The 21,673-nt window shown below is 58.1% G+C and carries 24 protein-coding genes; 13 read left to right on the forward strand and 11 right to left on the reverse strand.

Going from position 1 to position 21,673, the window contains the following annotated elements:
- The first annotated feature begins 13 nt into the window (after positions 1-13).
- Genes ABJM03_RS11215 through ABJM03_RS11230 form a run of 4 tightly spaced genes read left to right on the forward strand, consistent with a single transcriptional unit; the run spans position 14 to position 3,565 of the window.
- On the forward strand, positions 14-1,186 hold the full coding sequence (locus ABJM03_RS11215; RefSeq protein WP_348417502.1) for a M20 aminoacylase family protein: 1,173 nt from the start codon (positions 14-16) through the stop codon (positions 1,184-1,186).
- A complete protein-coding gene (gene speB / locus ABJM03_RS11220; protein ID WP_348417504.1) occupies positions 1,186-2,154 on the forward strand; it encodes an agmatinase in 969 nt (322 codons plus the stop codon). The genes ABJM03_RS11215 and speB (ABJM03_RS11220) overlap by 1 nt, the downstream gene beginning before the upstream one ends.
- Entirely contained in the window at positions 2,151-3,098 is a 948-nt protein-coding gene (gene speB, locus ABJM03_RS11225; RefSeq protein ID WP_348417506.1) for an agmatinase, read from the forward strand. The genes speB (ABJM03_RS11220) and speB (ABJM03_RS11225) overlap by 4 nt, the downstream gene beginning before the upstream one ends.
- A gap of 44 nt (positions 3,099-3,142) precedes the next feature.
- The gene (locus ABJM03_RS11230) at positions 3,143-3,565 is read left to right on the forward strand and encodes a DUF1499 domain-containing protein (protein ID WP_348417507.1); all 423 of its coding nucleotides are present in this window, start codon (positions 3,143-3,145) and stop codon (positions 3,563-3,565) included.
- On the opposite strand, the gene ABJM03_RS11235 is transcribed toward ABJM03_RS11230, so the two are convergent.
- Positions 3,479-3,793: a hypothetical protein gene (locus ABJM03_RS11235; protein ID WP_348417509.1), complete on the reverse strand. Its 315-nt coding sequence runs from the start codon at positions 3,791-3,793 to the stop codon at positions 3,479-3,481. The two genes, ABJM03_RS11230 and ABJM03_RS11235, sit on opposite strands and share 87 nt — an antisense overlap.
- A 62-nt stretch (positions 3,794-3,855) precedes the next feature.
- Here ABJM03_RS11235 and prfA point away from each other — a divergent pair, with 62 nt between their 5' ends.
- From prfA to ABJM03_RS11250, 3 genes are all read left to right on the forward strand, one after another.
- Positions 3,856-4,905, forward strand: coding sequence for a peptide chain release factor 1 (gene prfA, locus ABJM03_RS11240; protein ID WP_348417511.1), 1,050 nt, complete (start codon positions 3,856-3,858; stop codon positions 4,903-4,905).
- The gene (gene prmC / locus ABJM03_RS11245) at positions 4,902-5,738 is read left to right on the forward strand and encodes a peptide chain release factor N(5)-glutamine methyltransferase (RefSeq protein ID WP_348417513.1); all 837 of its coding nucleotides are present in this window, start codon (positions 4,902-4,904) and stop codon (positions 5,736-5,738) included. Before prfA ends, prmC begins: the two co-directional genes overlap by 4 nt.
- Positions 5,739-5,929: 191 nt before the next feature.
- Complete coding sequence (locus ABJM03_RS11250) at positions 5,930-6,493, forward strand: DUF4167 domain-containing protein (RefSeq protein WP_348417515.1); 564 nt, start codon at positions 5,930-5,932, stop codon at positions 6,491-6,493.
- Between the two features lie 130 nt (positions 6,494-6,623).
- On the opposite strand, the gene rsmA is transcribed toward ABJM03_RS11250, so the two are convergent.
- The 6 genes from rsmA to lptF are packed head-to-tail and all read right to left on the reverse strand — an operon-like array spanning position 6,624 to position 14,002.
- Positions 6,624-7,466, reverse strand: coding sequence for a 16S rRNA (adenine(1518)-N(6)/adenine(1519)-N(6))-dimethyltransferase RsmA (gene rsmA, locus ABJM03_RS11255; protein ID WP_348417516.1), 843 nt, complete (start codon positions 7,464-7,466; stop codon positions 6,624-6,626).
- Positions 7,463-8,422 (reverse strand): 4-hydroxythreonine-4-phosphate dehydrogenase PdxA, encoded by a 960-nt coding sequence (pdxA, locus tag ABJM03_RS11260; protein ID WP_348417518.1) that lies wholly within the window; start codon positions 8,420-8,422, stop codon positions 7,463-7,465. Before pdxA ends, rsmA begins: the two co-directional genes overlap by 4 nt.
- A complete protein-coding gene (locus ABJM03_RS11265) occupies positions 8,419-9,636 on the reverse strand; it encodes a peptidylprolyl isomerase (protein WP_348417519.1) in 1,218 nt (405 codons plus the stop codon). The genes pdxA and ABJM03_RS11265 overlap by 4 nt, the downstream gene beginning before the upstream one ends.
- Entirely contained in the window at positions 9,624-11,765 is a 2,142-nt protein-coding gene (gene lptD, locus ABJM03_RS11270; RefSeq protein ID WP_348417521.1) for an LPS assembly protein LptD, read from the reverse strand. Before lptD ends, ABJM03_RS11265 begins: the two co-directional genes overlap by 13 nt.
- Entirely contained in the window at positions 11,766-12,863 is a 1,098-nt protein-coding gene (gene lptG / locus ABJM03_RS11275; protein ID WP_348417523.1) for an LPS export ABC transporter permease LptG, read from the reverse strand. It lies immediately after the preceding gene.
- Positions 12,860-14,002 (reverse strand): LPS export ABC transporter permease LptF, encoded by a 1,143-nt coding sequence (gene lptF, locus ABJM03_RS11280; RefSeq protein WP_348417525.1) that lies wholly within the window; start codon positions 14,000-14,002, stop codon positions 12,860-12,862. The genes lptG and lptF overlap by 4 nt, the downstream gene beginning before the upstream one ends.
- Before the next feature lie 139 nt (positions 14,003-14,141).
- On the opposite strand from lptF, the gene ABJM03_RS11285 reads away from it, so the two are divergent.
- Together ABJM03_RS11285 and ABJM03_RS11290 are read left to right on the forward strand one after the other, a co-directional pair.
- Entirely contained in the window at positions 14,142-15,617 is a 1,476-nt protein-coding gene (locus ABJM03_RS11285) for a leucyl aminopeptidase (protein WP_348417527.1), read from the forward strand.
- Positions 15,618-15,622: 5 nt separating this feature from the next.
- The gene (locus ABJM03_RS11290) at positions 15,623-16,081 is read left to right on the forward strand and encodes a DNA polymerase III subunit chi (RefSeq protein WP_348417529.1); all 459 of its coding nucleotides are present in this window, start codon (positions 15,623-15,625) and stop codon (positions 16,079-16,081) included.
- A gap of 21 nt (positions 16,082-16,102) precedes the next feature.
- Here ABJM03_RS11290 and ABJM03_RS11295 read toward each other — a convergent pair whose 3' ends face one another.
- Positions 16,103-16,708, reverse strand: a complete 606-nt coding sequence (locus ABJM03_RS11295; RefSeq protein WP_348417530.1) for a flavin reductase family protein — start codon at positions 16,706-16,708, stop codon at positions 16,103-16,105.
- Between the two features lie 87 nt (positions 16,709-16,795).
- Between ABJM03_RS11295 and ABJM03_RS11300 the strand changes: the two genes are divergently transcribed.
- Complete coding sequence (locus ABJM03_RS11300; protein ID WP_348417532.1) at positions 16,796-17,281, forward strand: N-acetyltransferase; 486 nt, start codon at positions 16,796-16,798, stop codon at positions 17,279-17,281.
- A 44-nt stretch (positions 17,282-17,325) separates the two neighbouring features.
- Positions 17,326-18,087 (forward strand): EcsC family protein, encoded by a 762-nt coding sequence (locus tag ABJM03_RS11305; RefSeq protein ID WP_348417534.1) that lies wholly within the window; start codon positions 17,326-17,328, stop codon positions 18,085-18,087.
- Positions 18,088-18,093: 6 nt separating this feature from the next.
- Here ABJM03_RS11305 and modC read toward each other — a convergent pair whose 3' ends face one another.
- From modC to modA, 3 genes are read right to left on the reverse strand one after another with little or no spacing between them, the layout of a single operon-like run.
- Positions 18,094-19,173 (reverse strand): molybdenum ABC transporter ATP-binding protein, encoded by a 1,080-nt coding sequence (gene modC / locus ABJM03_RS11310; protein ID WP_348417535.1) that lies wholly within the window; start codon positions 19,171-19,173, stop codon positions 18,094-18,096.
- Positions 19,170-19,877 (reverse strand): molybdate ABC transporter permease subunit, encoded by a 708-nt coding sequence (modB, locus tag ABJM03_RS11315; RefSeq protein WP_348417537.1) that lies wholly within the window; start codon positions 19,875-19,877, stop codon positions 19,170-19,172. Before modB ends, modC begins: the two co-directional genes overlap by 4 nt.
- Positions 19,874-20,530 (reverse strand): molybdate ABC transporter substrate-binding protein, encoded by a 657-nt coding sequence (modA, locus tag ABJM03_RS11320; protein ID WP_348417539.1) that lies wholly within the window; start codon positions 20,528-20,530, stop codon positions 19,874-19,876. The genes modB and modA overlap by 4 nt, the downstream gene beginning before the upstream one ends.
- A gap of 209 nt (positions 20,531-20,739) precedes the next feature.
- On the opposite strand from modA, the gene ABJM03_RS11325 reads away from it, so the two are divergent.
- Positions 20,740-21,210 carry an NUDIX hydrolase gene (locus ABJM03_RS11325; protein ID WP_348417540.1) on the forward strand — a complete coding sequence of 157 codons (471 nt, stop codon included), beginning with the start codon at positions 20,740-20,742 and terminating at the stop codon, positions 21,208-21,210.
- Between the two features lie 55 nt (positions 21,211-21,265).
- Entirely contained in the window at positions 21,266-21,670 is a 405-nt protein-coding gene (locus ABJM03_RS11330) for a DUF1178 family protein (RefSeq protein WP_348417541.1), read from the forward strand.
- Positions 21,671-21,673: the final 3 nt, after the last annotated feature.

Raw genomic sequence — 21,673 nt, forward strand, 5'->3', positions numbered from 1 at the left:
AAGGAGTCCACCCATGCCCGTGATCAACCGGATCGCAGATTTTGCCGATGATATGACAGTGTGGCGTCGGCACCTGCATACGATCCCCGAACTTGGCTTTGATTGCCCCAAAACGGCGGCGTTTATCAAGGCGCGGCTAGAGGAGTTCGGCGTAGATGAAATACATACCGGCATCGCGCAAAGCGGTATTGTCGCGATCATAAACGGGGCGGGCAAAGGGCGGACAGTAGGATTGCGGGCCGATTTCGATGCGCTGCCGATCGAAGAAGAGACAGGCGTTGATTATGCCTCGACCCATCCGGGGGTGATGCATGCCTGTGGCCACGACGGGCATACGTCGATGTTGTTGGGCGCTGCGAAATACCTTGCCGAGACGCGCAATTTTGCAGGCCGTGTTGCGCTGATTTTCCAACCCGCAGAAGAAGATGGCGGCGGCGCGCAGGTCATGTGCCAAGAAGGTATTATGGACCGTTTCGACGTGGCCGAAGTTTACGGCATCCATAACTTCCCCATGGCTGGCAGAGAAGTGGGCGAGTTCTACACAACCGCTGGCCCGATTATGGCGGCGGTGGATACATTTACCATCGTAATCAACGGGCGCGGCGGGCATGGGGCGATGCCGCATGAAACCGCCGATCCGATTGTCGCGGCCTGCGGCATGGTTCAGGCAATCCAGACAATTATCAGTCGCAATACCCATTCGGCGCAGGAAAAGGTGATCTCGGTCACGCAAATCCACACTGGCACTGCCAGCAATATCGTGCCTGATACCGCAATGATCAACGGCACCGTGCGCACCTTTGATATCGAGACCAAAGCACTGATTATGAAGCGCATGAAAGAGATAGTTGCAGGGCAGGCGGCAAGCTATGGCGTGCAGGCTGATCTGGACTATGAAGAAGGCTATCCCGCTACGGTAAACGCGCCGGAGCAGGCGGCATTTGCCGCCAATATCGCGCGCAGCGTGGTGGGCGACAGCAAGGTTGATGGCAATTTCCCCAAATTCGCGGGCTCGGAGGATTTCTCTTATATGCTTGAGGAACGTCCGGGGGCTTATTTGTTTCTCAGCGCAGGTGAGGGCGCGGGATTGCATCACCCGAAATTCAACTTCAATGATGATATCGCACCTGTGGGTGCATCCTTTTTTGCACAGCTCGTCGAGCAGATGTTACCGGGGGTAAAATAATGGGACTAGAAGACGCTAAAACACAAGTAGATCAGGCGTTTACACGTGATGATCTAAAGGGCGAGAGCTTTGAGAACGCGTTTGGCGGGGCGACGTCCTTTTTGCGCCGCAAATACACCAAGGACCTTACTGGCGTGGATATTGCCATTACCGGTGTGCCGTTCGATCAGGCGGTGACCAACCGCACCGGCACCCGGCTTGGGCCTCGTGCCATCCGCGAGGCCAGCGCGCTGCAGCCCTATGATCCGCCCTATGGCTGGGATTTTGATGTGATGTCCGAATTTGCCATCGCGGATTACGGTGATCTGGCGTTCGACTATGCGCATGTGTCCGAATTTCCTGCGGCGTTGACCCGACATATAAATGGTATTCTGGACGCGGGCGCGGCCAGTGTGGCGCTCGGGGGGGATCACTACATCAGTTTTCCGATCCTCAAAGCCTACGCCGAAAAATATGGCCCCATGAGCCTGCTGCACTTTGATGCCCATAGCGATACTTGGGCAGATGATGACATGACGCGCATTGACCATGGCACCATGTTTTATAAGGCGATCAAGCTGGGGTATGTGGACCCTGCGACCTCGGTGCAGGTGGGTATTCGCACCTTTAACGAGGACACGATGGGCGTCACCACGATTGACGCGCGCGAAGTGCACGAACGCGGGACCACGGCGGCCGTTGAGAAAATTAGGAAAGTCTTAGGGAATAAACCCACATACCTCACATTTGATATAGATGCGCTTGATCCCGCATTTGCGCCGGGAACGGGGACACCCGTTTGGGGCGGTCTGGCCAGTTGGCAGGCGGCAGCCATGCTGCGGGATCTGGCGGGCATCAATATTCGCGGTGGGGATATCGTCGAGGTTTCTCCGCCTTTTGACACCACAGGGGCTACTGCAATTGCGGGGGCACATGTAGCCACAGAAATATGCTGCCTTTTGGGCGCGCGGATGAGAGCAGGTAAATGAGTGAAAAAAACCAACCCATTGGTGGTAACGAACTGGCCCGTTTTTCGGGGCCGAATACCTTCATGCGGTTGCCAGCGGTTAATGATCTGAAAGGCCTCGATGTTGCGGTTCTTGGCGTGCCGCTTGATATCGGGACATCGTGGCGCTCTGGCACCCGCTTTGGGCCCAAACAGATCCGCGCGGAAAGCGCGATGTTGCGCCCCTATAACCTCGCCACGGGGGCGGCACCCTTTGACAGTCTACAGGTCGCCGATATCGGTGATCTGGCGATCAATACGTTCTCTTTGGAGAAGAGTTTGGCGATCATTAAAGAAAGCTATGATCAAATCCTGATGTCGGATGCCATGCCTGTGGCGATGGGGGGGGATCATTCGATGACATTGCCCATTTTGCGGGCAATGGCCAAACGCCATGGACCTGTCGCGCTTGTTCATGTGGATGCTCATGCAGACGTCAACGATGAGATGTTCGGCGAAAAAGAGGCCCATGGCACCGTTTTCCGTCGGGCCTACGAAGAAGGGCTGATCCGTCCCGAAAAGACCTATCAGATCGGCATCCGTGGCACGGGCTATGCCGCCACAGATTTTTCCGAAGCGGTGGGTTGGGGCTTCCAGCAATGGCCGGCAGAGGAACTGTGGCAGCGCAACCTATCTCAGCTTGCGGGGGAAATCCGCCGTGATATCGGTGATGTCCCGACCTATATATCCTACGATATCGACAGTCTTGATCCGGCCTATGCCCCGGGCACGGGCACGCCCGAGATCGGTGGGTTGACGACGCCGCAGGCCTTGCAGCTTATTCGAGGGCTCAAAGGGCTGAACATCGCGGGTTGTGATCTGGTCGAAGTTTCACCGCCCTATGATCCCAGCGGGAACACGGCGCTCACGGCAGCGAATCTGCTTTACGAGATGCTGTGCATATTGCCCGGCGTCGCCTACAGATAAACGCTCCTTCATTGGACAGAAACGGCTAGTTGATGGAAAAAGTAATGATTGGAATTGCGATATTGGCGATTGTGGGGTTTGCGGCATACGTACGCCTTGCGCCGACTGACCCTGCGCAGTGGCATACCCCCATTGGCGCGGCTGAAACCGTGGATGGCAATGGCTGGTCCGCGCGGGTCGTGCCCGATGCCAAGGGGCTGTTGTCCGACCTGCATCAGGCCACGCTGGACCTGCCGCGCACGCAATTGATCGCGGGCAGTGTGGGCGAAGGGCGGCTGACCTATATCACACGATCCAAAGTGATGGGCTTTCCCGATTACACGACAATCGAGCGGGACGGCGGGCAGGTCAAACTTTATGCACGGCTGCGGTTCGGCAGCTCAGATATGGGGGTAAATGGCAAGCGGCTGGACGGATTGTTGCGGCGTGTCGGAGTAAAGACGGCCACCCCCGAGCCCAAGGCCTGAGCTAAGGCAGCCTTCGAATAATTCACGCCACATCGGCACGTTCAAAGACATCTGGCATTGGGCGGTAAACATGCGCCCGCCGACTTTCAGGCAAAGCGATTCGCCCAGCTCCATGCGGCCACCTGTGCTATCGGTGCAGTAGCAGTCGATGGTTTTTGTTTTGGCCTCAGGAGTTTGGGCGAAAACAAGGGCCGGTGTGAAAATGAGGACTGAAATCAACTTTTCCATTCTGCTATCTTACCATACCGAGCCTCTTGACCAAAACGTATTGATCCGTCACTCCCTCGGATATGATACCAATGGACCGCCTTGCACAGATCACCGCCCGCTTTGAGTACCTCGAAGCGGCCATGTCCTCGGGCGAGGGCGATATCGCCAAACTGGCGAAAGAATATAGCGATCTTCGCCCCGTGGTGGAGGAAATCGCCCAGTACCGCAGCATGCAAGAGAACCTTGCAGGCGCGCGCGAGATGCTGGAGGATCCTGATATGGCTGCGCTTGCCAGTGAGGAAATTGCCGAGATCGAGCGCGCTTTGCCCGCTGCCGAAGCCTCTTTGCAATTGGCGCTTTTACCAAAGGACGCCGCTGATGCGCGCCCGGCGATGCTGGAAATCCGGCCCGGGACGGGGGGCGATGAGGCGGCGCTGTTCGGGGCAGACTTGCTGCGCATGTACCACCGCTATGCCGAAGCGCGGGGCTGGACGCTTGATATTATCGAAGAACAGACAACCGAACTGGGCGGAATCAAAGAAGTCGTGGCCCATGTAAAGGGCGAGAACGTTTTTGCCCGTCTGAAATACGAGAGCGGCGTGCACCGTGTGCAACGTGTGCCCAGCACGGAAAGCCAGGGCCGCGTGCATACCTCTGCTGCTACTGTGGCTGTTCTGCCCGAAGCAGAAGACGTGGACATCCAGATTGCCACAACAGACATCCGCATTGATACCTACCGCAGCAGCGGGGCAGGTGGTCAGCACGTGAACACCACCGATTCCGCCGTGCGCATCACCCATATTCCGACAGGGATTGTGGTGACATCTTCGGAGAAATCCCAACACCGCAACCGCGAGATCGCGATGCAGGTGCTCAAGACGCGGCTTTATGATGCGGAACGGCAGCGCATTGATACCGAACGTTCTGACAGCCGCGCGTCTCAGGTGGGCAGTGGCGACCGGTCCGAGCGGATCAGAACCTATAATTTCCCCCAAGGGCGCATGACGGATCACCGGATCAATCTGACATTGTACAAGCTGGATGCGGTCATGCAGGGCGATCTGGACGAGATTGTCGATGCTTTGACCGCGGACGCGCAAGCCAAGATGCTTGCCGAAATGGGGCAATGACCACGGCTGCTGTGGCTATGGCCGCAGCCACTGCAAAGCTGCGTGCGGCTGGTGTGCCGGATCCCGCGCGCGATGCGCGGCTGTTGTTGGCCCATGCGGCAAAAGTCGATGCGGCGCGGATCACATTGATTGCCCCTGAAGAAATCGCACCGGAAATCTCGGAACGCTATGATCACCTGATCTCGCTGCGGGCGGTGCGCGTGCCGGTGTCTCATCTGATCGGAGAACGGGCGTTTTATGGGCGCCGTTTCAAGATCAGCCGCGAGGTGTTGGACCCGCGCCCCGAAACCGAAAGCCTGATCGAGGCTGCATTGGCGGCCCCGTATGATCATGTATTGGATTTGGGCACCGGATCGGGCTGTATCCTTGTGACGCTTCTGGCCGAGCGCGCCGAGGCAAAGGGCGTAGGGGTGGACCTGTCAGAGAACGCCTGCTTGCAAGCCAGCGCCAATGCGGTGTTGCACGGGGTACAGTCACGCGCGCAGATTATCCAATCCGACTGGTTTGCGTCGGTTGCGGGTCGTTATGACCTGATCGTCAGCAACCCGCCGTATCTGGCCCGCGAAGAGATGGATGATATCGCCCCCGAACTTTCGTTGCACGAGCCTGCCATGGCGCTGACCGACGGCGCAGACGGGCTGAGCGTTTACCGGCTGTTGGCGCAACAGGCCCAAGGGTATCTGACGGCCCAAGGGCGCGTATTGGCCGAGATCGGTTGGCAGCAGGGGCCGGCAGTCCGCACGATCTTTGCTGATGCGGGATGGGCCGATGTGGTGATTCTACCGGATTTGGATGGTCGGGACCGTGTTCTATGCGCACAAAACCCCGCATAGGCCGTATTTTAACGGATATGGGCGCATTCTCTCTTGCCCCTACAGGGGCGAAAAGGGTATGACAGGGATGTTGCAGCGGAGATTGTTTTGACATCCCGCGCGGCATTATGCCCAACATCACCCCGACCCGACACCATGCGCGTTGCGCGCTGCGGTCTACACGATAACAGCATCAAAGGCTGACACCCTCTATGAAACCTCAAAGATCGCGTTCGCGTAACAACAAGAACCGCAACCGTAGCGGCAGCAATCAGGGTGGCAATGTCGTCAACCGTGTCTTCGACAGCTCCGGCCCCGAAGGCAAAGTGCGCGGCACCCCAAGTCAGGTGATCGAAAAATATAACCAGTTGGCACGTGATGCGCAGCTGAGTAATGACCGCGTTGCAATGGAAAATTTCCAGCAACACGCCGAACATTATCTTCGTTTGCTGTCCGAGGCGCAAAAAGAAGCAGACGCAAAGCGCGAAGAGCAAGAGCGCATCAATCGCGAGCGCCAGGCCGAGCGGGACCGCGAGCGCACCGAGCGCCAGGAACGCGAAGCGGCTCAACAGGCCGAAGCAGCCCCACAGCAGCCCGAAAAAGCCCAAGCGGCCGAACCTGCAGCAGAGGCGGACGATGAAGCGAGCACGCTGGTTGAGACACCGGAAAGCAAGCCCAAAACCCGCCGTGCACCCCGTCGCAAGCCCAAGCCCAAGGAAGATATTGGCGAGGCCCCAAAAACTGGCGGCGGCGACCAGCCCGAAGCGGCGGAATAATTTGCGTCATAGTTGAGAAAAGCCCTGCAGATTGCGGGGCTTTTTCGATTCCGGTGTTAGAGGGGGCCAGCCCCCGTCCTTGCCTTTGGCAAGGCTCCCCCGGAGTATTTAAAGCTAGAGAAAATAGGGCTTAGGTCTTGGCGATTTCACGCGCCAGTGCGCAGAAGCCCTCAAGCGGTACCTGTTCAGCGCGATCTGTGGGTTTGAGGCCTGCAGCAATCAGGCGGTCTTCCATATCTGGTGCTGTGCCTTTGAGGGCGGCGCGGAGCATTTTGCGGCGTTGGTTGAAGGCGGCGGCCACTGTGCGGGACAAAATGGCGGCATCTGCGGGAAAGCGCGGCTTGGGCAGGGCTGTGAGATGCACAACGGCGCTGGAGACTTTGGGTGGTGGTGTAAAGGCCTCGGGAGGGAGGTTGACCACGATTTTTGCGTCAGCACGCCATTGTGCAAGCAGTGCGAGGCGTCCGTAAGCTTTGGAGCCTGGCTGTGCGACGATGCGTTCGGCGACTTCGCGCTGGAACATCAGTGTGAGGCTTTCCCAGAAAGGCGGCCATTCGGGCGGCGTGAGCCAGCGGACCAGCAGCTCGGTGCCGATGTTATAGGGCAGGTTGGCAGCCACGCGGATGGGCGGTGTGAGATGAGCCAGCGGGTTGATCTCGAGCGCGTCGCCTTCGATGATCTGGAGGCGATCGGGATAGGCCTGTGCGATTTGCTCCAGTGCGGGCAGGCATCGGCGGTCTTTTTCGATGGCCAACACACGGCGCGCCCCTTCGGAAAGCAATCCACGGGTCAAGCCGCCTGGGCCAGGGCCGATTTCCAGCACGTCACATTCGGTTAAATCCCCTGCCTGACGTGCAATTTTGGCGGTCAAATTCAGGTCGAGCAGAAAGTTTTGACCAAGTGATTTGCGTGCTTGCAGGTCGTGATCGGTGATCACTTGCCGGAGCGGCGGGAGATTGTCGATGGTGCTCATGATTGTCCCATGCGGTGGGCCATTTTTATGGCCTCGATCATGCTGGTCGGATTGGCGATACCTTGACCGGCGATGTCGAAGGCGGTGCCATGATCAGGCGAGGTGCGGATAAAAGGCAGGCCCAGCGTCACATTGACGCCGCGGTCGAAATCCAGTGTTTTGATCGGGATCAAGGCCTGATCGTGATACATGGCAATTGCAGCGTCATAGCCTGCGCGGGCGGCGGCGTGAAACATCGTATCGGCCGGCAGTGGTCCAAGCAGATCAAAGCCTTCGGTTTGCATCTGAATAATGAGCGGTGCGATCCAATCCAGCTCCTGTTGCCCCATTGCGCCGCCTTCGCCTGCGTGGGGGTTTAGCCCGCTGATGGCGATACGGGGGGATGGTAGGCCGAATTGCTTTCGCAGGCCGCTGTCGGTGATTTCGATCGTGCGGCGGAGCAGTTCGGGGGTAAGAGACCCGGCGACATCGGCTAGGGGGATATGGATGGTTGCGGGGACCACACGGAGCTGTTCGGATGCAAGCATCATCACAACGTCACAGTCGCCACCAAGTGCGGCGAGGTATTCCGTATGACCGGGGTAGGCAAAATTTGCCCCGTCTTTGAGGGCTTTTTTGTGGATCGGTGCAGTGCAGACGGCGCTGGCCTGTCCTGCTTGTGCTAAAGCGACAGCGCGTGCGATGACAGCCACCACGCCTTTTGCATTTGCCGGATCAGCGATGCCGCGCTGTGCGTTGCCGTCAAAGCGGTGTGGAAGGACGGGCAGGGCATCTGTGTTTGGTTTTGCGGCCTGTGCTGCGTTTTCAACCAAAGTCACGGGCGTGCCGTCGGGCAGGTGCCGCGGATCGCCGAGCCAGAGCATCGGCACAGTGTCGCGCAGGGCTTTCCATGCACCAACGGCAATTTCGGGTCCGATACCCGCGGGCTCACCGCAGGTTACAACGACGGGTTTCATTTGATGCTGATACGAGCGTCTGCGCGTAGTTCTTCGAGATAGCTATCGGCAAACCCGCTCAGGCGGCGCTGGCGGATGGTATTCGCCGCTTCCTCACGGCTGATTTCCGCGTTCTGTTCGGCGGTTCGGCTGCACAACATCAAGAACACCAAGGCCTGACCATTCGACCGTGTGAGTGCAGTTGATACCTCACCGGGGTCAAGTTTGCTAAGCTCGATTGCGAAATCTTGCGGCAGCTCACCCGGGGCTTTTGTTTCGCGGTCAAGCACGCCTTCGGGCTGGCCTTTGGCGAAGGCATATAGATCGTCGCAGACGTCGATTTCGGCCCTGAGGTTGGCCGCTTGTTGCAGTGTTTCGGCAGAGCGACCGCCAGTGAGGTAATAAGCGGCGTATTCGATGGAAGAATAGACAGGCGCGGAAACGCCAGTTTCCTGAATGTCACGAAGTTGGAAAAGGGCGACCGCATTGGGGATGTTGAGCGGTTGCGTCACTTCACCCGGTGATAGCGCGAGGATCAAGGGTTGCAGCGAAGGGGGCAGATCGCTGAGCGCCTGTGCGGGCAGGCGGCCACCGGCATCGCGGGAGGCTGTGGCGGAATATTCACGTGCAAAGCTTGAGAATTCCTGAGTGGATTTGCTGTCGGCAATTCTTTCGGCAATGGCGCCAACGCGCGCGGCCTCTTCGGGGGGGGCAGCAATGATGATTTCAGACAGCTGCACACGTAGATTGCTCGCACCGCTGCCCTGCGTTGACAATAGGCCGTCAATTTCCGACTCCGAGATACTGACTCGTGCGCCATAGCGTGCGCGGATCAGATCACGCCATGTCACGGCATTGACCACGAAATCGCGGAAGGTTTCCCTGTCTACGCCGGCCTGTGACAGAACATCTATGAATTCCGGAAGCGACAGGTTGGCCCGCGATGCGAATTCCTCAAGCGCGTTGTTTACGCCTTCCTCGGTGACCTCGAGCCCTGAATCGCGCACTGCTTCGTTGCGCAACCGCTCGCTGATCAGACTTTCGAGCGCGGCCTTCCGGGTCGCCCCGGGGGCGTTGAGCAACGACAAAAAGCGAATGCGTTGCTGCAATTCAAATTCGGTGACAATGCTGTCGTTGACCGTGGCTATGGGCGCGAAAAGGTTCTGCGCCATAGCCGGACCACCTAAAATCGCGACAAGGCCAGCAGCGGCAACAAGAGGTTTTAGTTTGAACATGAGCGCACGTATCTTTCTGTTCCGGTGTTTGCGGAAAATCCCCGCAAGCCGATGTTAAAACCGAAATCGGTTGAAGCCTCAACACTTGATGAGGAAGTGAATTGCCGCGTGACGGACAAAAGAACCGACACGCATTCGTTTTCATAGCGCAGGCCGAATTCGGCCTCGGCAGGCTCGTCAGAGCCCACATCATAGCTCCAGTCGGCGGATGCGGTCCAGAGCGGGGTGATGGCAAAGCTGCCGTCGATGCCGATTTCCGCAATATCGCTATCGCGGTCTTCTTCTTCGTCTTCTTCCAGCCATACAAACGTGCCGCCGACGCGCCCGCGTTTAAAGGCATAGTCACCGCGGACTTCTGCCTTGGACAGACCGAAGTCGGATTCAAACAAGCCACGGCCGGTAAGGATCAGACCGCTGTTATTGGCCACCTGACCGGCGACCAACAGATCGGAAGAAAGCCCGTTAAGGCCGGATGTCGTGGTGAATGAGCTGTCATCTCGGGTGCGGAAGACCTGACCAAAGGTCAGCAACGTATCCCAGCCCTTTGGCCCGAAGCGTGACCAACCCAGCCCGACGGCACCTACGGTGCTGCGTTCACGGGCGTCGGGCCGTGGAAAGCGGGACAGGCTGAGCAGGTTGCCTTGATCAAATTCGACACGGTTGCTTTCGTCGTTAGGAACATCGGCGCGGCTGCCACCGGTCCAGCCAAGTTGGGCCACAGGCTCCAACACATGGCGCGCGCCGGTTTTGGTTGTCTTGGCCAGAGGATAGCGCAGGGTCAGCGCCGCTGAGGGCGTCAAATCCGTGACTTGATCAGGGAATGTGTCGTCTTGATAGATGCGAAAGGTATCGACGGCGATGCCGGCGGTTGTGTCGATCCGCAAACCACTGCGCAAAACAAAGCTGCGCAACCAATCGGCTTCGGCGCTCAAACGTATAACATCTCGTCCGTCGACAATGTCATCTTCATCATCGCTATCCGTAGCAAGATCGGATGTACGGCGGTGGCCATGTGCTTCGAAACGGGTGCGGATTTCTCCGCCCAGCCGGCGCGGGAAGAAACGGCGTTCGTATTCACCATCCAACACAAGTGTTGGAATAGTGTCATTGTCTTCATCATCGCGCAGGGATTTGATGTGGTAAAAACTGGCGCGGATATATTCGTCACGGCGCGCACGGCTGATGGTCAGCTCCGAGCGCAGGCGATCCGCATCCGAGAAGTCATAGGTGTCCAGATATCCGTCATCTGTTACCGCTTCGATGGTGAAATTCAGCGTAAAATCGCGGGGCAATGAAAAGATGCCCTTACCGAACAGATAGGCGCGATCGTCGTCGATCAGATCATCGTCGCTATATGCCCCTTCGAATTCGACGCGGCCGTTCTTGAATGCTTGGCGGTAGCGGAACTCGAGCGTGCGTGTCTGGCTGGACAGATAGGGCGTGAGCGTCAGGTCGCGTGTATCGCCCAATTCGATGAAATAGGGAATTTTCAGCCCTGTGCCCAATTCCGAGCTTGAGCGGATGGAGGGAACAAGAAAGCCCGTGGTGCGGTCAACGCCCGGGCCGGGCAGGCGCAAACGCGGCAACCAGAAAACAGGAACATCGCCAATCAGAAATTGGGCCTGATCAAAATAAAGCTGTTCTTCGACTTCATCATGCACAACCCGCTTTGCACGGATCTGCCACAGGGGCGGGGTGCCATCGTCGCAAACTTTGCAGGAGGTCACAGCGGTTTTATAAAGCTGGTTGTAACGGTCATCGACGCGGTCGATTTGAACGGCCGCCAATTGCAGTTGCTGGTTTAAAACCAGTCGCGCACCTTTGAGGATGCCTTCGCGGAAATCTGCATCCAGCTCGGCCGCATCTGCCAGAATAACCGTGCCCTCACCATCATTGAGCAGGATCGGCCCCTCAATGATCATCGCGCCAGTGCTTTCATTGTAGCGGATAGAGGAGGCCTGTAGGCGGACGCCGTTCTGGAATGCTTCGACATTTCCGGACGCGACCAGTTCGCGGTCGCGGGTAATGAACAACGTATCTGCCACCAAAAGCGCGGGATCGCTGGTCTGCGCTGCAGTCCGTTGCGGGGTCAGCGTGATCAGGGCTAAAAGGATCAGGGCGCGCAACATTCAGCCATCCTCACGATGCAGCAAAAGACCAAGAGCCAGCAATATCGCGGCAAAGGGAGGTGCCCAAGCTGCAAGCAGCACGGGGATTTGGCCATTTTCACCAAGAATCTGCGAAAAACTACGGATAAAATACAAACCGAACCCCAACAAGACAGCCGATAGAACGGCCAAGCCTGTTCCTCCGGATCTCGTATGCCGCATGGTGAACGCGCTCGCAACCAGAACCATCGCCATCAGGAAAACCGGGCGGGCAAGTTCGCTTTGCAGCCACACCTTGTGACGTCTTGGGGAGAAGCCGGAATATTCTAGCTGGTCGATGAATGCAGGCAGCTGGTAGATCGAAATCGCCCCCGGTTTGCCAAAACTGTCGCGGATGCCTTCCACCGTCAGCGTCGAGGGCAGGGTAAGGAAATCATAGGTTTGCGCATTGCCCTCGGAGTTCAGCCCATCCTCTAACGGCCATGATTTGGCATCCTCAAGGCGCCAACCTTCGGCACCAAGCGCAGCTGATTTTGCCTCGATACGGCGGATGGGGCCACCGTCGGGCAGATATGAGACAAATGTCACATCATAAAGCACCGAACCATCATTGTTGGATTGCCATGCGCGGATGACGGTTTGGCCGTTTTCACTGCCCTGACGTAGCCAAAGCCCTTCCTCGGATATCGACAAGGCCGATGCACCGCTCCCGCGAAAGCTGTCTGAAAGCTGCTCGTACCGTTTTGACGTGGCGGCGACGATGGGGTTGAACATGCCCACCGCCAGCGCACCAATCACAAGTGCTACGATCAGGGGCGACATTAGTGTTTTCAATGCAGACCGGCCAGAGGCACGGGTGATAACAAGTTCGTAAGACCTGGACATGCTGAAGAACAGCACCACCGTGGCCAACAGCATGTTGAGCGGCAGGATCAGATTTAATGTGGACGGGGTATCGAGCAGCGTCAGGTGTAGTAAATCCCCAAAGCTCAAACTATCGGCAAAGGACCGCTGGGTTTGTTCAATCAGGCCGGTCAGTGCGATCAATGTGAACAAGATCGCTGTGATGAGCAGAAAACTCATCGCAAAGCGACGCGCAAAGTAAAGATGCAGTATCATGGTGCCGCCTGTCGTTTATGCGCGCGCCAAGGCAGGGCGTCACGCCAATGTGGGCGGGCTGCGTGGAATAGCATTGCAAGCGCGATCACCGCGCCGATGGCAGTCGGTAGGTATAGCACAGGCCATAGTGCAGCATTTGATAATACCTCCGTAGACAGGCTGCCGCGTGTTGCATCCAGCAAGATCAAAAGCCCGAAAGCAAAAATAATCTCGCGCCAGACGCCAAACCGCGAATACCCACCGATCAGCAAAGCCGAGAAGCCGATCATCGCAGCAATGAGGCAAAACAGCGGTTGTGCGATCCTTGTGTGAAGCTCTTCGGCCATGGCACCTGCTGTGACAGTGGGCTGGGTTGAAATAGAGGCCCAATCCGAGAGCATCGCATGGGTCGTAAGATTGGATAATTTGATATCGGCTGCGGTATCGTTGTTCATCAATGAGGTAATATCAAACGAGAAATCCGTGAAGCGCGCGGTACTCAGCCGAAGGTCGTCCCGTTCGAGCCGTTGGGCCAGCCCGTTCACCATTATCAGCGTTGTCGCAGCTCCATTGCGGACCAGATAGGCTTCGGAGGCCGTATAGATCGTGCCGCGCTTTTCACTACGCCTATCGGACATGAACACGTCGCGCAAAACGCCATCGGGTTGAATAATTCTGGCGTAGAACGTCACGCCTTTGGTCGGATGCAGAAATGTCCCTTCGGTCAACAGGCGCGCACTGACATTGCGCGAAATCTCGGCTTCGCGGTCTTGAAGCTGTGATTGTGCCATCGGAACCAGAAGATTGGTCAGGGTCGCCATGCCAACTGTCACAATGATCCCGAAGACCAGCACCGGACGGGTCAGCCGCCATGCGCTTGATCCGGTGGCCTGCATGATTGTCAGCTCACTGTCCGCATTCAGACGGTTTGTAACATAAACAGCAGCCGCAAAGGCTGCGATGGGCAGGACGGTCGACACCAGCTTGGGCATGCTGAGCGCTGCAAATTCAAGGAAAACGATTGCCGTCTGTCCGTCACCGATCAGTTTATCAAACAATACAACTGCGCGGTTGATCCAGAACAGCGCCACCAGAACAAGCGCAAAAAAGCCGAACAGAACCAGCAGCTGCGACAGCACATAGCGGTCGAACTTGGCCACTCGATTCCCTCCTGTTTCGATGCTCTTACGGCGATTTGAATATGCTTACCCCAAACAGGGCTGTCGTAAAACTCATATCTGGTCTTGGCGGCTTGTGCAGGCTAGGTCTTGGGGAACTTCTAGCAAAAAGGCGCATCCCATGAGCAATCTTACTCCTATCTCTTTTGCCGAAACTGATCTTGAGGCCATTGCCGGCCATCTAGGCCGTGTTGCGGTCTTTATCGACGCAGAGGGAAAGCTGGACCCGGGTGCGCGGCGCGTGAACCGGTTGACCAAAGGGGCCATTGCACGGCTGATCGAGAGCGAGCGTTGGAGCAAGTTGAAAGACGGCGACAGCCTGAGCCTTGCCTATCCTGCCGGTATGGCAGCAGATGCGGTGGATGTGATCCGGATTGAGCGGAACGCCAAAGGCATGGCCGCGCGCAAGGCAGGTGCTGCGTTGGCCAAAACACGCGGGGGCAGTGCTGATCTTCTGTTGCTTTGCGCGCCGCTGCGCCACGCACATGAAGTCGTCTATGGTTTGGCGATGCGTGATTATGCGTTCGAGCAGCATAAATCAGCCGAAAGCACCCGCACAGGTGCCGTTGTGGTTATGACGGGCAAGCCGGAAGCGCTCAAAGATGCCTGCGCGCCGCTGCTGGCTGTGGCCGAGGGCGCGCATATGTGCCGCGACCTGACGAATGAACCGGCCAACGTGCTGACCACCACAAATTACGCAGAACGTCTCAAAGAGATGGAAAGCCTCGGGCTCAAGGTTGAGATTCTGGATGAGAAAGCGCTGGCAAAGCTCGGAATGCGCACGCTTTTGTCTGTGGGGCAGGGATCTGACAGCCCGTCTTATGTGGTTGCGATGCGTTGGGACGGCAGCAAGAAGGACGAGGCACCGCTGGCCTTGGTTGGTAAGGGTGTTGTGTTTGACACGGGCGGCATTTCGCTGAAACCCGGCGCAGGCATGGAAGATATGACCATGGATATGGGCGGCTCGGCTGTGGTGGCGGGCGTGATGCGCACGCTGGCGCTGCGCGGGGCCAAGGCCAATGTCGTCGGGCTGGTAGGGATTGTGGAAAACATGCCATCGGGTAAGGCGTCGCGCCCGGGGGATGTGGTGACCACCATGAAGGGCGATACAGTCGAAAACATCAACACAGATGCCGAAGGGCGTTTGGTGTTGTGTGACGTGATGTGGTACGCGCAGGAGAAATACAAACCTGCGGCAATGATTGATCTGGCCACGCTCACAGGGGCGATCATCATTGGTTTGGGCCATGAGAATGCTGGCGTTTTCTCGAATAACACCTCGTTCTGTAACGACTTCCTGAAAGCCGCTGAAACCGAGGGCGAGGGCGCATGGCGCATGCCGATGGGCGATGGTTATGACAAGCTGCTCAAAAGCCGGATTGCCGATATGAAGAACGTCGGAGGTCGTGCCGCAGGGTCGATCACAGCCGCACAGTTCCTTGGCCGTTTCGTCAAAGAGGACTGCCCGTGGATCCATCTCGATATTGCCGGTGTGGCTTCGGTTAAATCCGAGACGGCATTGGCACCGGTCGGGGCGACAGGCTGGGGTGTTGCATCCCTTAATCGTTTGATTGCAGACAATTACGAGGCGGAGTAAATCCAATGAGCGTGGCGATGTTCTATCAGCTCCGAGAAAAGACGCTTGTGGACACGCTGCGCATGTTGCTGGGCAAATCCTTGGCGGCAGGGTGGCGCGTCTCTGTGCGCGGCACCAATATGCCGGGGTTGCAGGCGCTGGATGCCGCCCTTTGGCTGGGGCCTGAGGACAGCTTTTTGCCGCATGGGTTGGAGGGGGGCGAAAGCGACGCCTTGCAACCTGTGCTGTTGGGCACCGGTGACAGCCCCGCCAATGCGCCACAATGTATGATGGCAGTGCATTCCGCCGCCGTCAGTGCGCAAGATGTCGCGGGCATGGAGCGGGTTTGTATTCTGTTTGATGGCTATGACGAAGAAGAACTGGCCCACGCCCGCAGCCAGTGGAGCGCCTTAAAAGCAGCGGGAGCCAAGGCGCAATATTGGGCCGAAGAGGATGGCAGCTGGGTGAAAAAGGCAGAGACCTGATCGTGGTCTCTGCCGTTTCATTTAATCGTCTGGGCGGATCAGTTCGAATACCTCGCGCACGGCGGTATAGTCGCGGTACCCCAGACGGCTAAGCGGTGTGTAGCGCGTCACATCAAAACGCCCGTCAACCAGACAATCATCGCGCATATGCACGCCAATCACCTCGCCAAAGCAGACAAAATTTGTCTCGCCCTCGATTTGCACGATTTGCGTCATCCGGCATTCCAGCGATGCGGGCGCATTGGCAACGCGGGGGGCGTTGATGGCCTCACATTCGGCTTTTTCAATCCCGGCATGGGTGAATTCATCAGTCCCGTGGGGCAACATGGCCGAGCTCGCATTCATCGCGTCGCGTGCGGCATATTCCACCACATTCACGCAAAACACGCCAGTTTCGCGGATATTTGCCATGCTGTCTTTGGTTCCGTCCGCGTCTTCTTTGACACCGGTGGAGGCGAACATCACCTGCGGTGGCGTATAGGCCACGCCGTTGAAAAACGAATAGGGCGCGATGTTGTCATGGCCCTGCGCATCACGGGTCGAGATCCAGCCGATGGGGCGCGGGGTGACGATGGCGTTGAAGGGGTTATGTGGCAGGCCGTGGCCGTCTTGAGGGCGATAGAACATGGGAATGCCTTATGGTTGTGATTGAACCTACAGCTAGCGCCGTGATAGGGCGCTGACCAGTAGAAATCCCGCCGGAGTGCCAAGGCCTTGTACGTGCTTTCCCCTGAAACGCCTGATGACCTTTGGGAGGTCGAAGCGCTGTATGACACCTGCTTTGCGCCCGGGCGCACGGCGCTGTCGTCTTACCGCCTGCGCGAAGGCGTGCCACCGGTTAAGGGGCTGAGCCTTGTGGCGCGGGATGATCTGGGCATTCTTGCGGGCGCGATCCGGTTTTGGCCGGTGAATGTCGGCGGGCATGTGTCCTTGTTGCTGGGACCGGTTGCTGCCCATCCCACGCGTCAGGGCGAGGGATTGGGCGCGCTATTGATCCAGACTTCGCTGGAGCTGGCCGGCCCGCAGGGGTGGGACCGTGTGATGCTGGTGGGGGATGCACCATATTACGGGCGGTTCGGCTTTTCGCGGCTGGAAGGCGTGGTGATGCCGCCACCCACTAACCCCGAGCGCGTGTTGGGCCGTGCCTTACGAGAGGGCGCATGGGATGGTGTCACGGGCGAAGTCACAGCTGTGCGTTGATTTATACGCTTCAGCCCCCCACATTGAAGGCAAAGGAGCCTTTGATGACCCAAACGACCCTGCCTGTCCCGCTTGATGTTGAAACCGAGCTTGAGAAAATCGCACAGCGCTACCGGCAAGCAGGCGGCGTCGGGATCAATATACTCAACATGATCGGTGGTCAGGCGGAAAGCCTGTTGGACCGTCTTCCCACATCAGTGCGCAGCCAGCTTGAGACCGCCACGGTGCGTGCGCTGGATCACGCGATGACAGCGGCGCATAAAAGTCGGGGCCATGTGCCGGATCAAGCCTCATGGCTGAATTCTGCGACTTCGGCGGCCATGGGCGCAATTGGCGGAGGAGGGGGGCTGCCCACAGCGTTGGCGGAATTGCCGGTGACAACTACGCTGTTGTTGCGGGTGATTGAAGGGGTAGCCGTAGAATACGGATTTGATTCCGAACTTGAATCAGTGCGCTTTGACTGCGTGCAGGTCTTTGCCTCGGCGGGGCCTTTGGCAGAGGATGACGGGTCTGATCTGGCGTTTCTGACGGTACGGCTGGCCTTATCGGGCAAAGCTGTGCAGGCCATCATCCATAAGGTCGCGCCAAAGCTCGCGGTGGTCATGGGGCAAAAGCTTGCGGCGCAAACCGTGCCGGTTTTGGGGGCTGTGACAGGGGCTGCGACCAACTATGCCTATACCAGCTATTATCAGGATATGGCCCATGTGCATTTCGGCCTGCGCCGTCTGGCGATTGAAGGGGATGTCCCCTCGGAGGAGCTGACGCACAGGTTGGCCATCAGGATGAAAGAGCTGACCTCGGCTTAGATGCGGCTAGCGGCCGATACTGTCGGGGGCCACGGTTGTGGCTTTGAGAATGGCAAATATCTGGTCGCCCTCAGAAAGTGAAAGCGCGCTGACAGCACGGCGGGTCACGCGGGCCAGCAGTGTGTCGTCCCCTGCGCTCAGGGCAATTGCCGCACCGGGCCCATCGCCTTGGCGGATGTTTTGAATGGTCACCGGCAGGATATTCAGCGCGCTGAGCTCTTGCGGGCGCTTGCGGGCGAGCATCACATCTTGCGCCATGATCCGCAGGCGGACTTTTGCGCCGATCGGGGCTTTCACGCCGGGCAACTCTATCGTGCCTGCGCTGATGGCCAATTGCGTCAGCCCATCCTCGGCATGGGCGATCACTTTGGCCTCAATCACGGCACCGGCTTCGCGCACGCCCAGCAGCGGCACGGTGGCAGGGTCAGACAGGACCTCGCGCAGTGGCCCTTGGGCGGCAATGCGCCCCTCTTTCAGCACCACAAGCGTGTCGGCAAGGCGGGCAATCTCGCTCACCGCGTGGCTGACATAGAGGATCGGCAGGCCCAGCGGCCCATCGCGCAACTGTTCCAGATAGGGCAGGATTTCATTTTTGCGGTTGGCATCAAGGCTGGCCAAAGGTTCATCCATCAACAACATGCGCGGCGCGCTGAGCAGGGCACGGCCAAGGGCAACACGTTGCTTTTCCCCTCCGGACAATGTGGGAGCTGCGCGGTCCAGCAGCGCGCCCAAGCCAAGCAATTCGATCACGTCATCCCGCGACACATTTGCCCCGCGCGGCGCATAGCGTGTGCCGAAATCAAGGTTTTGACCTACGTTCATATGAGGAAACAGCCGTGCGTCCTGAAATACTGCGCCAAAACGGCGCTTGTGCGGTGCCACATGCAGGCCACGCGCGGTGTCCATCAAAACGGTGCCATCAACCTCAAGAAAACCCGCGTCAGGCCGCAGCAGCCCCGCAACAGCATTCACGATCGTGCTTTTCCCCGCCCCAGAGGGACCAAACAGAGCGGTAATGCCCCCTTGGGCCTCAAAGCCCAGATCAAGGCTGAATTCACCGAAATTATGGGTGAGCTTCAGCTTCATTTGGAGGCCCCGATGCGGGTGGCCACGCGGCGGGCGAGGGCTTCGGAGAGGAAAACCGCCCCAAGCGCCACAGCGCATGACAGCAGCGCCATGGCTGCCGCGCGGCCTTCACCACCAGGGATTTGAAGCGCGGTGTAAATGGCCAAAGGCAGGGTTTGCGTCTGGCCTGGAATATTGGCGACGAATGTGATTGTGGACCCGAATTCACCCATGGCTTTGGCAAATCCCATCACCGCACCGGCAAGGATACCGGGTGCAATGAGCGGCAGGGTTACGCGCGCAAAGACGCTCCAACGCGGGGCACCCAGCGTGGCGGCGGCCTCTTCCAATTTGGGATCTACAGCTTCAATGGCAAGCCGCATGGCCCGCACCATCAGGGGAAATCCCATAACAACCGCGGCCAGCACAGCACCGGTCCATTTGAACGCAAGCGTGAGACCAATCGCACTGAGTGTGGCACCGATGGGGGCCGCAGGCGAAAATAGAGAGAGCAGAATATACCCCGTGACCACAGGCGGTAGAACCAGTGGCAGGTGCACAAACGCGTTCAGGATCGACTTGCCCCAGAAGTCTCGCCGCGCCAGCAGCCATGCCATCCAGAGCGCCAAGGGCACGGCAATCAGCGTGGTCCAAACCGCAACCCAAAGCGACAGGCGCAGGGCCTGCCACGCAACCATATCAAGCGCCAAAGCATCTGCATTCATGGCGCAAACCCATGACGTGCAAAGGTCTTGGCCGCTTGCGGGCTTTGCAACAGGGACACAAAATCGCGTCCGGCCTCGGTGAGGGCAGCTGCCGGATAGCGTATGGGCGCATGGGTCTGTGGCGGTATGGCGTACAGCGATGCGACCCGTGGTTCGGCCTGCGCGTCAGAGGCATAGACGACCCCCAGCGGCGCAGCACCAACAGCAACAAGCGCGAGGGCCGCGCGCACATTATCGGTTTCGGCCAGATGTGGCTGAAGATCGTCCCAAGCACCCAAATGCTGCAACCAGTCGCGTGCGTAGGTTCCTGCGGGAACGCCGTCACGTTGCCCGATGGCCAGCCGACCGCCTTTCAGGGCCTCCCGCAAGGCGGCAGCATCGGAAACCTCAAACGGCTCTGCGCCAGCTGGCCCAATCAGTACCAATTGTCCCCCTGCGACATCTGCAAGCGTATCGTCAAGCAAAAGCCCGCGTGCCTGCAACCACATAGCCCAATCGCTATGGGCCAGCACAATAACATCGGCCGGCGCACCCGCCGCGATTTGGCGCGCCAACGTGCCCGAGCCTGCATAGGATAAAGTGACCGGAGCCCCGTAGCTTTGGGCGATCTCATCCAGCGCGCCGCGCAGTGAGGCAGCGGCAAAGACCGTCACAGGAGGTTGTTGCGACCCCGTAACCTCCGCTTGCGCGGGGAAAACAAAGCAAATACTGATCAAAAAAAGAGCAAAAATCCGGTGCATATTGCATAGAGTATCGGCTAAGCAGGGCGGGCCTACAAGAGGGCGCGCGCGAAGACTGGCCAATGGCGGGATGTCTTTGTATATTAGACGTATTAAAAGGTGTTGAGGCCTAAAAGCAGACTATGGCAAAACAATTGCCGATTTCTCTGAATGGCGGTGCCAAAGGCAGCGCACGGACCCAATTTGCGGCGCTTTGTTGGCGGCGCAAGGGGGCTGACGTACAGGTATTGCTTGTTACCTCGCGGCGGCGCAAGCGTTGGATCGTGCCCAAAGGCTGGCCAATGGATGGCAAAACTCCTGCGGAGTGCGCGCTGATCGAAGCCTGGGAAGAGGCCGGCGTAAAGGGGCGTGCAAGTGATGCCTGTATCGGTGTCTATTCGTATATGCGTATGCGTGAGGGAGAGGAAGATATTCCCTGTCTGGCGATGCTTTACCCCATCAAGGTCAAGTTGCTGCGTGATAAATTCCCCGAATGGCGCGACCGCAAACGCAAGTGGGTCAGCCCGAAAAAAGCCGCGAAATTGGTAAAACACCGCGAGTTGGGGAAACTGATTACAGGGTTTTCTCCGCCAAAGAACCTTCCCACCGCTTGACGCTTTGTGCGATCGGGCCACATGGTCTTGTACGTAAGATTTCAGGATTGAACGGATGATCCGTTATACGCTTAGATGCTCTGACGGGCATGTCTTTGACAGCTGGTTCCAATCTGCCACCGCCTTTGATGGTCTGGTGGCCGATGGTCATGTCAGTTGCGCCATTTGCGGATCCCAGCAGGTGGAGAAAACGCTCATGGCACCAGAAGTTGCCACCGGAGCAAGCCGAACCGAAGAGAAGGCGGAAGAAAATCCTTTGGCAGAACTACGCCGCGAGGTCGAGGAAAATGCCACCTATGTGGGGGGCTCATTCGCTAAGAAAGCCCGCGAGATGCATGAAGGCACCGCGCCCGAGACATCTATATGGGGCGAGGCCAACGTATCCGAGGCGCGTGCGTTGATCGAGGATGGCGTGCCGGTCCTGCCACTACCGTTCAAGCCGAAGCGAAAAATGCAATAAGCT

Source organism: Sulfitobacter sp. (genome assembly GCF_039977885.1).
Taxonomy (GTDB): Bacteria; Pseudomonadota; Alphaproteobacteria; order Rhodobacterales; family Rhodobacteraceae; genus Sulfitobacter.

Excerpts from the sequence above, each read along its gene's own strand:
- ABJM03_RS11325 (WP_348417540.1), top strand. The coding sequence starts at position 20,740 with ATGGCAAAACAATTGCCGATTTCTCTGAATGGCGGTGCCAAAGGCAGC.
- modB (WP_348417537.1), bottom strand. The coding sequence starts at position 19,877 with ATGAATGCAGATGCTTTGGCGCTTGATATGGTTGCGTGGCAGGCCCTG.
- lptD (WP_348417521.1), bottom strand. The coding sequence starts at position 11,765 with ATGTTGCGCGCCCTGATCCTTTTAGCCCTGATCACGCTGACCCCGCAA.
- ABJM03_RS11265 (WP_348417519.1), bottom strand. The coding sequence starts at position 9,636 with ATGTTCAAACTAAAACCTCTTGTTGCCGCTGCTGGCCTTGTCGCGATT.
- rsmA (WP_348417516.1), bottom strand. The coding sequence starts at position 7,466 with ATGAGCACCATCGACAATCTCCCGCCGCTCCGGCAAGTGATCACCGAT.
- ABJM03_RS11250 (WP_348417515.1), top strand. The coding sequence starts at position 5,930 with ATGAAACCTCAAAGATCGCGTTCGCGTAACAACAAGAACCGCAACCGT.
- speB (WP_348417504.1), top strand. The coding sequence starts at position 1,186 with ATGGGACTAGAAGACGCTAAAACACAAGTAGATCAGGCGTTTACACGT.
- ABJM03_RS11330 (WP_348417541.1), top strand. The coding sequence starts at position 21,266 with ATGATCCGTTATACGCTTAGATGCTCTGACGGGCATGTCTTTGACAGC.
- modC (WP_348417535.1), bottom strand. The coding sequence starts at position 19,173 with ATGAAGCTGAAGCTCACCCATAATTTCGGTGAATTCAGCCTTGATCTG.
- prfA (WP_348417511.1), top strand. The coding sequence starts at position 3,856 with ATGATACCAATGGACCGCCTTGCACAGATCACCGCCCGCTTTGAGTAC.
- speB (WP_348417506.1), top strand. The coding sequence starts at position 2,151 with ATGAGTGAAAAAAACCAACCCATTGGTGGTAACGAACTGGCCCGTTTT.
- ABJM03_RS11215 (WP_348417502.1), top strand. The coding sequence starts at position 14 with ATGCCCGTGATCAACCGGATCGCAGATTTTGCCGATGATATGACAGTG.
- ABJM03_RS11290 (WP_348417529.1), top strand. The coding sequence starts at position 15,623 with ATGAGCGTGGCGATGTTCTATCAGCTCCGAGAAAAGACGCTTGTGGAC.
- pdxA (WP_348417518.1), bottom strand. The coding sequence starts at position 8,422 with ATGAAACCCGTCGTTGTAACCTGCGGTGAGCCCGCGGGTATCGGACCC.
- ABJM03_RS11295 (WP_348417530.1), bottom strand. The coding sequence starts at position 16,708 with ATGTTCTATCGCCCTCAAGACGGCCACGGCCTGCCACATAACCCCTTC.
- prmC (WP_348417513.1), top strand. The coding sequence starts at position 4,902 with ATGACCACGGCTGCTGTGGCTATGGCCGCAGCCACTGCAAAGCTGCGT.
- ABJM03_RS11305 (WP_348417534.1), top strand. The coding sequence starts at position 17,326 with ATGACCCAAACGACCCTGCCTGTCCCGCTTGATGTTGAAACCGAGCTT.
- ABJM03_RS11235 (WP_348417509.1), bottom strand. The coding sequence starts at position 3,793 with ATGGAAAAGTTGATTTCAGTCCTCATTTTCACACCGGCCCTTGTTTTC.
- lptG (WP_348417523.1), bottom strand. The coding sequence starts at position 12,863 with ATGATACTGCATCTTTACTTTGCGCGTCGCTTTGCGATGAGTTTTCTG.
- ABJM03_RS11285 (WP_348417527.1), top strand. The coding sequence starts at position 14,142 with ATGAGCAATCTTACTCCTATCTCTTTTGCCGAAACTGATCTTGAGGCC.
- ABJM03_RS11230 (WP_348417507.1), top strand. The coding sequence starts at position 3,143 with ATGATTGGAATTGCGATATTGGCGATTGTGGGGTTTGCGGCATACGTA.